The organism is Proteus sp. CA142267 (assembly GCF_003336825.1).
GTDB lineage: Bacteria > Pseudomonadota > Gammaproteobacteria > Enterobacterales > Enterobacteriaceae > Proteus > Proteus terrae.
The window spans coordinates 55165-67664 of the sequence record NZ_QPMG01000003.1 but is presented as its reverse complement, the minus strand read 5'-3'; the positions used below and the strand labels follow the sequence as shown (position 1 = coordinate 67664).

General features: G+C 40.5%; 9 protein-coding genes. 8 read left to right on the top strand and 1 reads right to left on the bottom strand.

Going from position 1 to position 12500, the window contains the following annotated elements; all coding sequences use genetic code 11:
• Nucleotides 1–67 precede the first annotated feature (67 nt).
• Nucleotides 68–328, bottom strand: coding sequence for a 30S ribosomal protein S20 (rpsT, locus tag C0T34_RS07685; protein WP_004248964.1), 261 nt, complete (start codon nt 326–328; stop codon nt 68–70).
• Nucleotides 329–759: 431 nt separating this feature from the next.
• Between rpsT and ribF the strand changes: the two genes are divergently transcribed.
• The 8 genes from ribF (at nt 760) to carB (ending at nt 12424) form a co-directional block, all read left to right on the top strand.
• Nucleotides 760–1701 (top strand): bifunctional riboflavin kinase/FAD synthetase, encoded by a 942-nt coding sequence (ribF, locus tag C0T34_RS07675; RefSeq protein ID WP_109849965.1) that lies wholly within the window; start codon nt 760–762, stop codon nt 1699–1701.
• Between the two features lie 29 nt (nt 1702–1730).
• Nucleotides 1731–4541, top strand: a complete 2811-nt coding sequence (gene ileS / locus C0T34_RS07670) for an isoleucine--tRNA ligase (RefSeq protein ID WP_109849964.1) — start codon at nt 1731–1733, stop codon at nt 4539–4541.
• Nucleotides 4542–4544: 3 nt separating this feature from the next.
• Nucleotides 4545–5060, top strand: a complete 516-nt coding sequence (gene lspA / locus C0T34_RS07665) for a signal peptidase II (protein ID WP_098941155.1) — start codon at nt 4545–4547, stop codon at nt 5058–5060.
• Nucleotides 5061–5129: 69 nt separating this feature from the next.
• On the top strand, nt 5130–5600 hold the full coding sequence (gene fkpB, locus C0T34_RS07660) for an FKBP-type peptidyl-prolyl cis-trans isomerase (RefSeq protein WP_098941154.1): 471 nt from the start codon (nt 5130–5132) through the stop codon (nt 5598–5600).
• Nucleotides 5581–6534 (top strand): 4-hydroxy-3-methylbut-2-enyl diphosphate reductase, encoded by a 954-nt coding sequence (gene ispH / locus C0T34_RS07655; protein ID WP_098941153.1) that lies wholly within the window; start codon nt 5581–5583, stop codon nt 6532–6534. The genes fkpB and ispH overlap by 20 nt, the downstream gene beginning before the upstream one ends.
• Before the next feature lie 225 nt (nt 6535–6759).
• Nucleotides 6760–7581, top strand: coding sequence for a 4-hydroxy-tetrahydrodipicolinate reductase (gene dapB, locus C0T34_RS07650; RefSeq protein ID WP_109849963.1), 822 nt, complete (start codon nt 6760–6762; stop codon nt 7579–7581).
• A gap of 434 nt (nt 7582–8015) precedes the next feature.
• Nucleotides 8016–9179, top strand: a complete 1164-nt coding sequence (gene carA, locus C0T34_RS07645) for a glutamine-hydrolyzing carbamoyl-phosphate synthase small subunit (protein ID WP_098941151.1) — start codon at nt 8016–8018, stop codon at nt 9177–9179.
• A gap of 17 nt (nt 9180–9196) precedes the next feature.
• Nucleotides 9197–12424, top strand: coding sequence for a carbamoyl-phosphate synthase large subunit (gene carB / locus C0T34_RS07640; protein WP_098941150.1), 3228 nt, complete (start codon nt 9197–9199; stop codon nt 12422–12424).
• Nucleotides 12425–12500: the final 76 nt, after the last annotated feature.

The window sequence follows — 12500 nt, the reverse complement described above, 5'->3', positions numbered from 1 at the left end:
TTGTGATTAAAAAGCAGAAAATAAAAAACCGGCATAAGCCGGTTTTTTATAACACAAGAAAGCAATATTACATTGCTTTGATTTGTGCTTGCAGATTAGCTTTATGACGAGCAGCTTTATTCTTGTGAATTAAGCCTTTAGTTGCCTGACGGTCAACAATTGGTTGCATGTCATTAAATGCTTTTTGTGCTGCTTCTTTATCACCTGAAGCAACTGCTGCGTATACTTTTTTGATGTAAGTACGCATCATAGAACGACGGCTTGCGTTGTGCTGACGACGCTTTTCAGACTGAACCGCACGTTTCTTAGCTGATTTGATATTAGCCAAGTTCCAACTCCCAAATATATTCTAGCGAGGACAAATACAAAGGTGAAGGAATATGCCTTTTCAACCTAAGTTTGTCAATGGATTTATACAAAATTAGCGTCGTTGTACGCGACACTTGTTTCGTTGTGATGGCGCAAGATTTTATCAGTTAAGACGGGTAGAATACAGTCTTTTGAGTGAAAAAATCATCAAAATCGTGTATATGAGTAATAAATAATAGATTCTAATAGGATCTATGCTGGATTTTATGCGATTTTATAACCAAGAAGTGAGTGATAGTCCATTTTTTGTTTGATGTGAGCAATCAAATTTAAGAATAACAGTGAATCGACTTGTCGAGATATTACTCATCAATAAACATTGATATATTGGGTTACTCTCAAGCCTTTGACAAGGTATAATCCAATAATTTCCACGGTATTGAGCCAGTTATGGAGCTAATTCGCGGTATACAAAATATTAGAGCGCTACACCACGGTTGCGTTCTGACAATTGGGAATTTTGATGGTGTCCATAGAGGCCATCAGGCATTATTGAAACATTTGAAGCAAGAAGCGTCACAAAGAGGATTACCTACTGTTGTGATGACATTTGAGCCTCAGCCACTTGAGTTCTTTTTACCAGAAAAGGCACCAGCACGTCTGACTCGCTTAAGAGATAAGATAAAGTATTTGGCTGAATGTGATATTGATTACCTTTTGTGTGTCAAATTTGATAAACAATTTGCAGCACAAACCCCAGAAGAGTTTGTTTCATCACTATTGGTGAATAAATTAGGGGTGAAGTTTCTTGCTATTGGCGATGATTTTCGCTTTGGCAAAAATCGTGAAGGTGATTTTCACTTTTTACAACAAGCCGGTGCAATATATGGATTTGAAGTCGCTAATACTGAAAGTTATTGCGATAAAGGATTGCGTATCAGTAGCACTGCAGTACGAGAAGCGTTACTCAATGATGATTTAGTCCTTGCTGAATCACTACTGGGACACCCTTACAGTGTTTGTGGGCGTGTTGTTCATGGTAATGAATTAGGTAGAACTATTGGTTTTCCGACAGCCAATATTCCTATGAAACGCTTAGTTGCACCCGTTAAAGGCGTTTATGCCGTTGATGTCTATTTATCAGATAATCAATCACCTTTACCCGGTGTGGCAAATATCGGAAGTCGTCCTACTGTACAAGGGAAGGGCGTACAATTAGAAGTTCATTTAATCGACGTTAATATGGATTTATATGGACGTCGTATTGATGTTGTGTTACGAAAGAAATTACGTAATGAACAGCGATTTGCATCATTGGATGCATTAAAGCAGCAAATCGCAGATGATGTGGCTACTGCTAGGGATTTTTTATCGCAGCGGTCGGAGTCATAAACTAGCGGAAAATTGGAACTGAGAATCGAATGAGTGACTATAAAAATACCCTGAACTTACCAGAAACAGGGTTCCCTATGCGCGGGGATTTAGCAAAGCGCGAGCCAGAGATGTTATCACGTTGGTACAAAGAAGGTTTGTATCAAGCAATTCGTCAGGCTAAAAGTGGTAAGAAAACATTTATTTTGCACGATGGCCCTCCATACGCCAACGGCAATATTCATATTGGTCACTCAGTAAACAAAATTCTCAAAGATATTATTATTAAATCCAAAGGGCTGTCAGGCTTTGATTCTCCGTACATTCCAGGATGGGATTGTCACGGATTACCTATCGAACTAAAAGTTGAACAAATCGTAGGTAAACCAGGAGAGAAAATATCGGCAGCGCAATTCCGCGAGGAATGTCGTAAATACGCTTACGAGCAAATCGAAGCACAGAAAAAAGATTTTATTCGTTTAGGTGTTCTAGGAGATTGGGAAAAACCTTATCTTACAATGGACTATAAAACCGAAGCGAATACTATCCGTGCATTAGCGCGTATTATCGCAAATGGACACCTGTTAAAAGGGGCTAAACCTGTTCACTGGTGTACAGCGTGTGGCTCATCATTGGCAGAAGCTGAAGTTGAATATTACGACAAAACTTCACCTTCCATTGATGTGCGTTTCACTGCCGTTGATCCAAGTGCAGTTGCCGCAAAATTCCATGCAACAACGGATAAGCCAGTTTCTTTGGTTATCTGGACAACAACGCCTTGGACATTACCCGCTAACCGCGCTATCGCATTAAATGCAGAATTTAATTATGCCTTAGTCTCTTTTAACGATGAATGCGTGATTTTAGCTGCTGATCTTGTTGAAGGCGTAATGAAGCGTATTGGTGTAACGAGCTGGACTGTTTTAGGCGAATGTAAAGGTGTTGATTTAGAGCTACTACGCTTTAATCATCCGTTTATGGGCTTTGATGTACCTGCAATTTTAGGTGATCACGTTACGTTAGAAGCGGGTACAGGTGCTGTTCATACTGCACCAGGTCACGGCCCTGATGACTTTGTTGTTGGTCAAAAATACGGCTTAGAAGTTGCAAACCCAGTTGGACCAAATGGTTGCTACTTAGCAGGTACTTATCCAACATTAGATGGCGTTTTTGTTTTTAAAGCGAATGATGTCATTGTTGAACTGCTAAAAGAGAAAGGCGCTCTGTTACATCATGAAGCCTTACAACATAGCTATCCTTGTTGTTGGAGACATAAAACGCCTGTTATTTTCCGTGCGACACCACAATGGTTTATTGGCATGGATAAAAACGGGTTACGTCAACAATCATTAAAAGAGATCAAAGGTGTTAAATGGATACCTGATTGGGGCCAAGCACGTATTGAATCAATGGTTGAAAACCGCCCTGACTGGTGTATTTCTCGTCAACGTACTTGGGGTACGCCAATGTCTCTGTTTGTTCATAAAGAGACTCAAGAGCCGCATCCTCGTACTTTAGAGTTGATGGAAGAAGTTGCAAAACGTGTTGAAGTGAGCGGCATTCAAGCATGGTGGGATTTAGATATCCGTGAAGTGCTGGGTGATGAAGCTGATGATTACATGAAAACGCCAGATACACTGGATGTTTGGTTCGATTCAGGGTCAACCCACTCAACAGTTGTTGACGATCGTCCAGAATTCCACGGCAATTCAGCAGACATGTATTTGGAAGGCTCTGACCAACACCGTGGTTGGTTTATGTCTTCACTGATGATCTCGACTGCAATCAAAGGCAAAGCGCCGTACCGTGAAGTTTTAACACACGGTTTTACCGTAGATGGACAAGGCCGTAAAATGTCTAAATCTATCGGTAACACAGTCAGTCCTCAAGATGTAATGGATAAACTGGGTGCTGATATCCTACGTTTATGGGTTGCATCAACAGACTACACTGGTGAAATCGCTGTATCTGATGAGATCTTAAAACGTTCTGCAGATACTTATCGTCGTATTCGTAATACCGCACGTTTCTTCTTAGCGAACTTAAATGGTTTTGATCCTGCAAAACACCAAGTTAAGCCTGAAGAGATGGTGACACTTGATCGCTGGGCAGTAGGTCGTGCGAAAGCCGCACAAGCGGATATTCTAAAACACTATGAAAATTACGATTTCCATAATGTTATTCAGCGCTTAATGCAGTTCTGCTCAGTGGAAATGGGGTCTTTCTACTTAGATATCATCAAAGACAGACAGTACACTGCGAAAAGTGATAGCGTTGCTCGCCGTAGTTGCCAAACTGCGTTATTCCATATCAGTGAAGCATTAGTTCGTTGGATGGCGCCAGTTATGTCATTCACAGCAGATGAGATCTGGAATGAGTTACCGGGTGAACGCGCAAAATATGTCTTAACTGAAGAATGGTATACCGATTTATTTGGCTTAGATACATCAGAAACTTTAAATGATGACTACTGGGCTGAATTACTTGCCGTTCGTGGTGAAGTCAACAAAGTATTAGAGCAAGCTCGTACAGATAAACAACTGCGTGGCTCTTTAGAAGCATCAGTAACTCTGTATGCGGATAAAGCTTTGGCGGATAAGTTAAATGCGTTAGGTAACGAACTGCGTTTTGTTTTATTAACTTCTCAAGCGAAAGTGGCAGATATTAATGAAGCACCAGAAACAGCATTAGCTTCTGATATGGCAGGTTTAAAAATCTCCTTTAACAAAGCAGATGGTGAAAAATGCCCTCGTTGCTGGCATTATGCGACAGATATCGGTCAAGTAGCGGAACACGCTGAATTGTGCGGACGCTGTGTTACTAACGTAGCCGGTAACGGTGAAGAACGTAAGTTTGCTTAATTAATGAAGAAAACACTTTGCTCTACAGGTTTACGCTGGCTATGGCTGGCCGTCGCCGTAGTGGTGTTGGATTTAGGAACGAAACAGTATTTCATGCAGACATTTCGTCTGTATGAATCTGTTGCTGTGATGCCTTTTTTCAATTTCACTTACGCCCATAACTATGGTGCTGCCTTTAGCTTTTTAGCAGATAAAGGGGGATGGCAACGTTGGTTTTTTGCACTGATTGCATTGGCAATCTGCATTACGTTATTGGTAATGATGTATAAAAACAAAGCGAGTGCCAAACTAAGTAACGTTGCTTATGCGCTAATTATTGGCGGAGCATTGGGTAATCTCTCTGATCGTCTGATCCATGGGTTTGTTATCGATTTCCTTGATATTTATATCGGAGATTGGCACTGGCCTACCTTTAATATTGCTGATATGGGGATTTGTATCGGTGCAGGGCTTATTATTATTGAGAGCTTTTTCCCTGATAAAAATGTCAGTCCTCAAGATGCAAAAAAGCAAAAGTAATCAGACAAGAAGTTAACTAAAATAACCCCTGCCTTATGGCGGGGGTTACGCTTAATAGAAGGTATTAGTATGGTTATGCAGGTACTCAACGACAGCGCAGTGTTGCTGAATTTCACTTTAAAGTTAGCAGATGGCTCTGTTGCTGAATCTACACAAGCGCATGGTAAACCCGCTCTTTTTCGTTTAGGTGATGAAAGTTTATCGCCAGCCTTAGAAGCTGAATTATTGGGATTATCAACGGGAGATAAAAAAATCTTTACGCTTGCGGGTGAACATCTTTTTGGTAAATACAATCCTGACTTGATCCAATACTTTATGCCTTCTGACTTTGCAGAGTCTGGTGTCCCAGAAGCAGGCACTATCATGTTATTTACAGCAATGAATGGCAGTGAAATGCCGGGCATTGTTAGAGATGTCACTGAGGATTCTGTGACGGTTGATTTTAATCATCCGTTAGCGTCAGAAGAGGTGACATTTGATATTGAAGTCGTCGGCATCAATCCTGAGGAGGAAACAACACATGCAAATACTGCTGGCTAACCCACGAGGTTTTTGTGCGGGTGTTGACCGAGCTATCAGCATTGTTGACCGTGCTCTGGAAATCTATGGTGCACCTATTTATGTTCGTCATGAAGTCGTTCATAACCGTTATGTCGTTAACGATTTACGTGAACGTGGCGCTATCTTTATTGAAGAAATTTCAGAAGTTCCTGATAACGCGATTTTAATTTTTTCTGCTCATGGTGTTTCTCAAGCTATTCGCCAAGAAGCTCGTTCACGTAATTTAACCATGCTTTATGATGCAACATGTCCATTAGTCACTAAAGTTCATATGGAAGTGGCAAGAGCAAGTCGTAAAGGCAAAGAAGCGATTTTAATAGGCCATGCGGGACATCCTGAAGTTGAAGGCACAATGGGGCAATACAATAACCCTGAAGGGGGAATGTATTTAGTTGAGTCACCTGCTGATGTTTGGAAATTAGAAGTAAAAGATGAAGATAATCTTTGCTTTATGACTCAAACAACGCTTTCTGTTGATGATACATCTGAAGTGATTGATGCTTTAAATGCACGCTTCCCAAAAATTATTGGGCCTCGTAAAGATGATATCTGCTATGCAACAACCAATCGCCAAGAAGCTGCAAGAGAACTTGCAGAAAAAGCAGATGTTGTATTTGTAGTTGGCTCTAAAAACTCATCGAACTCTAATCGTTTAGCGGAGCTTGCACAGCGAGCAGGTAAGCCTTCTTATCTTATCGATAGCTTTGAAGATATTGATGAGTCATGGGTTGCTAATGCAAATATTGTTGGCGTTACCGCAGGGGCTTCAGCGCCAGATATTTTAGTTCAACAAGTATTAGAACGTTTAAAAACCTTTGGTGCTGATGAAGTGATCGAATTATCAGGGCGTGAAGAAAATATCGTTTTTGAAGTCCCTAAAGAGCTTCGTTTAGATTATAAAGTTATCGAATAAGACAATCTAGAAAGCGTGATTTTTAAAAGCAGAGTTTAAATCTCTGCTTTTTTTATACCTAAAGTTAAATGAATAATCATGCTGTTCATCTCTTTTACTGATAATAACTACGGTTTTGTGTGTTTTTCTTATCTCGAACGTTAAATGCTGGCATCAAGTGAGTGACATCGTTAATCTGTAAACAATAAATAGAAATAATAAGTATCGTTAAGGAGAAATTTAGTTATGTCTGCAAAAGAACTTCGTCTTGCTGTCGTTGGTGCTGGTGGTCGCATGGGGCGCCAATTAATTCAGGCAATTTCTCAACAAGAAGGAACTGTTTTAGGTGCTGCTTTTGAGCGTACTAATTCTTCATTGATTGGCGCTGATGCCGGAGAATTAGCGGGTATCGGGCATATCGGTATCACAATCACAGATAATTTATTGGCTCAAGCGGGTGAATTTGATGTATTAATTGATTTTACACGTCCTGAAGGAACACTTTCTCATATTGCATTTTGTGTAGAGCAGAAAAAAGGCATGATCATTGGTACAACGGGCTTTGATGATGAAGGTAAAAAAGCCATAGATGATGCAGCGAAAATCATCCCGATCGTGTTTGCCGCTAACTTTAGTGTTGGTGTTAATTTAGTGCTTAAATTACTTGAAAAAGCAGCTAAAGTGATGGGATCTTACGCTGATATTGAAATCGTAGAAGCTCACCATCGTCATAAAGTTGATGCGCCATCAGGTACTGCATTGGCAATGGGAGAGTCTATTGCAGATGCGTTAGGTCGTGATCTTAAACAGTGCGCAGTTTATGAGCGAGTAGGGCACACAGGAGAGCGTGATCCTCAAAGTATCGGATTCGCTACTATTCGTGCAGGCGATATTGTGGGAGAACATACTGCCATTTTTGCTGATATCGGTGAGCGAGTAGAGATAAGCCATAAGGCTTCTAGTCGAATGACATTTGCAAATGGCGCTATTAAGGCATCTATTTGGTTAAGTGATAAAAAACCTGGTCTTTATAATATGAAAGATGTGCTTTCATTGGAAGATTTGTAATTTATAAGAAATATAATTCATTGAAAACTCATAATTATTTTTATATTTATGAGTTTTTTATTTTATTCATGGTGTTTTTTGATTATTTATCTTATTTTTATTTGTTATCTCTATTTTTTATTCGTTTTAACCTACCAAAAAGCATCAAATCCTTATTTTTAGCCTTTTTTCTTTGGTTTTTAAGTTATCTTGGTAAGCAAACGGTTAAATTTGTAAGATTGATTATATAAATTGTCACTTGGTTAACTAAATTGCTAATGAATGATATTTTTTAAATTAAAAAGGTGTTTTTTCTAGACATCTGCCTATTCGATCTTTAGAATGCGCCCAATTTGCCAAAAATTTGCCCAATTTTATGTTTTTGGCATTGATTTAGAGTCTTAAATCTGAATTAATATGCATGAAATGTGATTTATTATTCTCTGGAGGGCGTTTTGATTAGAAAAGCTATACTGGTTCTAGAAGATGGGACCGAATTCCACGGTAAGTCGATTGGCGCAGAAGGCGCCGCTATCGGTGAAGTCGTTTTTAATACTTCAATGACCGGTTATCAAGAAATACTAACCGACCCTTCTTACTCCCAACAAATTGTTACTCTCACTTATCCCCACATTGGCAACACCGGCGTTAATCGTTCAGACGAAGAATCAGAAACCATCCATGCTCAAGGCTTAATTATTCGCGACTTGCCATTAGTGATGAGCAACTATCGTGCGCAAGAAACGTTATCTGATTATCTTAAACGCCAAAATATCGTCGCTATTGCGGACATTGATACACGTAAGTTAACTCGTTTGTTGAGAGAAAAAGGCGCGCAAAACGGTTGTATCATCGCAGGTGAACATCTTGATACCAAACTTGCTCTTGAAAAATCCAAGGCCTTTCCTGGCTTAAAGGGAATGGATTTAGCCAAAACAGTAACTGTCAAACAGCCTTACCAATGGACTCAAGGAAGTTGGACGTTAGAAAATGAATTACCAGCAGCTAAATTAGCGACTGAATTGCCACTGCATATTGTGGCGTATGATTTCGGTGTGAAACGTAATATTTTACGTATGCTGGTAGATAGAGGGTGTCGAGTCACCATTGTACCAGCACAAACGCCAGCGCAAGATGTTTTAGCCCTTTCTCCTGATGGTATTTTTCTTTCCAATGGCCCCGGGGATCCAGAGCCCTGTGATTATGCTATTAATGCCATTCAAACTTTTTTAACCACTGATATTCCAGTATTTGGTATTTGCTTAGGGCATCAATTACTCGCATTAGCTAGCGGTGCTAAAACCATCAAAATGAAATTTGGTCACCATGGTGGTAATCATCCTGTCAAAGATCTAGATAAAAATACTGTGATGATCACAGCGCAAAATCATGGGTTTGCTGTTGATGAAACATCACTTCCAGCCAATTTACGTGTGACACATAAATCTCTGTTTGATGGTTCTTTACAAGGTATTCATCGTACAGACAAACCAGCATTCAGTTTCCAAGGCCACCCAGAAGCTAGCCCGGGGCCACATGATGCCGCACCTCTTTTTGATCACTTTATCGAGCTTATCGCGCAATATCGTCAAAACCTGCAATCAGTGACAACAAAATAAATCAGGAGCGAAAGAAAATGGCTAAAAGAACAGATATAAAAACAATCCTGATTTTAGGTGCTGGGCCGATTGTTATCGGGCAAGCGTGTGAATTTGATTATTCAGGCGCTCAAGCATGTAAAGCCCTACGTGAAGAGGGGTATCGAGTTGTTTTGGTAAATTCAAATCCTGCAACCATTATGACCGATCCTGAAATGGCCGATGCAACGTACATCGAGCCTATTCACTGGCAAGTTGTGAGAAAAATTATTGAAAAAGAGCGCCCTGATGCGGTATTACCAACAATGGGCGGGCAAACAGCACTGAACTGCGCTTTAGAATTAGAGCGCCAAGGTGTTTTAGCTGAGTTTGGTGTCACCATGATTGGTGCAACAGCTGATGCAATTGATAAAGCAGAAGATAGACAACGCTTTGATAAAGCGATGAAAAAAATCGGTTTAGATACTGCGCGTTCAGGTATTGCACATAACCTCGATGAAGCTTTTGCTGTTGCTGAACAAGTTGGTTTCCCTTGTATTATTCGCCCTTCATTCACGATGGGGGGAACAGGTGGCGGTATTGCCTATAATCGTGAAGAATTTGAAGAAATCTGTATCCGAGGTTTAGATCTATCGCCGACTAATGAATTGTTAATTGATGAATCACTCATTGGTTGGAAAGAGTATGAAATGGAAGTTGTGCGTGATAAAAACGACAACTGCATTATCGTCTGCTCTATCGAAAACTTTGATGCAATGGGAATTCATACGGGGGATTCCATTACTGTCGCGCCAGCACAAACTCTTACCGACAAAGAATATCAAATTATGCGTAATGCCTCGATGGCGGTATTACGTGAGATAGGTGTTGAAACTGGCGGTTCTAACGTTCAGTTTGCCGTTGATCCAAAAACAGGACGCTTGATTGTCATCGAAATGAATCCTCGTGTTTCGCGTTCATCTGCGCTTGCCTCTAAAGCAACAGGTTTCCCAATTGCAAAGGTTGCTGCAAAATTAGCGGTAGGTTATACCCTTGATGAGCTGATGAATGATATTACTGGTGGGAGAACACCAGCCTCTTTCGAACCATCCATTGATTATGTTGTGACAAAAATCCCTCGCTTTAACTTTGAAAAATTTGCAGGAACAAATGACAGATTAACAACACAAATGAAATCTGTTGGCGAAGTGATGGCAATTGGTAGAACACAACAAGAGTCCTTGCAAAAAGCATTACGAGGCCTCGAAGTTGGGGCGACAGGTTTTGATCCTAAAGTCGATTTAGACGACCCTGAAGCATTAACGAAAATTCGCCGTGAGCTAAAAGAAGCTGGTTCAGACAGAATTTGGTATATCGCAGATGCTTTCCGCGCAGGACTATCCGTTGATGGTGTATTTAATCTCACCAATATTGATCGCTGGTTTTTAGTTCAAATTGAAGAAATCGTGCGTCTTGAAGAAAAAGTTAGTGAAGTCGGTATAAAAGGGTTAAGCGCTGATTTCTTGCGTCAGTTAAAACGTAAAGGCTTTGCTGATGCACGCTTAGCTAAAATACTTAACGTAAAAGAGCACGCCATTCGCCAATTACGTGAGCAATATCAACTCCATCCTGTCTATAAACGCGTTGATACTTGTGCGGCAGAATTTGCTACTGATACGGCTTATATGTACTCGACTTATGAAGAAGAGTGCGAGGCAAATCCACATCAAGATAAACCTAAAGTGATGATCTTAGGTGGTGGGCCAAATCGTATAGGGCAAGGGATTGAATTTGATTATTGCTGTGTTCATGCGGCTCTTGCGTTGCGTGAAGACGGTTATGAAACCATCATGGTGAACTGTAACCCTGAAACGGTTTCAACGGATTATGACACCTCTGACAGACTCTATTTTGAACCTGTTACGTTAGAAGATGTGCTTGAAATTGTACGTATCGAAAAACCGAAAGGGGTGATCGTGCAATATGGTGGGCAGACACCATTAAAATTAGCCCGAGCGTTAGAATCAGAAGGTGTACCAGTGATTGGGACAACACCAGATGCGATTGATAAAGCAGAAGATCGTGAACGTTTCCAAAAAGCGGTTGATAAATTAGGGCTTAAACAGCCTGAAAATGCCACTGTAACCGCGTTAGAAGAAGCGGTAGAAAAAGCACAATTGATTGGGTATCCGCTGGTGGTTCGTCCTTCTTATGTACTTGGTGGACGCGCAATGGAAATTGTTTATGACGAAGTTGATTTACGTCGCTATTTCCAAACTGCAGTCAGTGTGTCAAATGATGCACCTGTCTTATTAGACCGTTTCCTTGATGATGCGATTGAAGTCGATATTGATGCGATTTGTGACGGTAAACAAGTCGTGATTGGTGGCATTATGGAGCATATCGAACAAGCGGGTGTTCACTCTGGTGACTCGGCTTGCTCCTTGCCTGCTTATACCTTAAGCAAAGAAATTCAAGATGTGATGCGTAAACAAGTCCGTGAGCTTGCTTTTGAATTAGGTGTAAAAGGATTGATGAATGTACAATTCGCGGTGAAAGGTGATGATGTTTATCTTATTGAAGTCAATCCTCGTGCCGCTCGTACCGTACCTTTTGTGTCAAAAGCCACTGGCGTACCATTAGCGAAAGTCGCCGCGCGTGTCATGATTGGTCAAAGCCTTGAAGAGCAGGGGGTAACAAAAGAAGTTATCCCCCCTTATTATTCTGTAAAAGAAGTGGTTTTACCTTTCAATAAGTTTGCGGGTGTTGATCCTATTTTAGGACCTGAAATGCGTTCAACAGGCGAAGTGATGGGCGTTGGAACAACCTTTGCTCAAGCCTTTGCTAAAGCGATGTTAGGTAGCAGCTCTACCATGAAGAAAAAAGGTAGAGCACTTCTTTCTGTGCGCGAAGGTGATAAAAAGCGTGTTGTTGATTTGGCGACGAAATTGCTAAAAAGTGGATTTGAATTAGATGCTACACATGGTACAGCCATTGTATTAGGTGAAGCGGGAATAAATCCACGCTTAGTCAATAAAGTTCATGAAGGTCGACCACATATTGAAGATAGAATTAAAAATGGTGAATACGACTATATTGTTAATACCACATCTGGTCGTCAAGCCATTGAAGATTCTAAAATTATTCGTCGCAGTGCATTGAGATATAAAGTCCATTATGACACGACGTTAAATGGTGGATTTGCAACAACACTGTCATTAACGGCGGAGCCGACGGCGAGTGTTATTTCAGTTCAAGAAATGCATGAAACGATAAATAAAGCTTAAGTTTATTTGTTGTCGTAATAATGATCCCGAATATAAGGAAACTTGTATTCGGGATTTTTTCTATTACTATTCAAAA

Coding starts and splice junctions, on each gene's coding strand:
- carB (WP_098941150.1), top strand. CDS start 9,197: ATGGCTAAAAGAACAGATATAAAAACAATCCTGATTTTAGGTGCTGGG.
- dapB (WP_109849963.1), top strand. CDS start 6,760: ATGTCTGCAAAAGAACTTCGTCTTGCTGTCGTTGGTGCTGGTGGTCGC.
- fkpB (WP_098941154.1), top strand. CDS start 5,130: ATGGTTATGCAGGTACTCAACGACAGCGCAGTGTTGCTGAATTTCACT.
- ispH (WP_098941153.1), top strand. CDS start 5,581: ATGCAAATACTGCTGGCTAACCCACGAGGTTTTTGTGCGGGTGTTGAC.
- lspA (WP_098941155.1), top strand. CDS start 4,545: ATGAAGAAAACACTTTGCTCTACAGGTTTACGCTGGCTATGGCTGGCC.
- ribF (WP_109849965.1), top strand. CDS start 760: ATGGAGCTAATTCGCGGTATACAAAATATTAGAGCGCTACACCACGGT.
- ileS (WP_109849964.1), top strand. CDS start 1,731: ATGAGTGACTATAAAAATACCCTGAACTTACCAGAAACAGGGTTCCCT.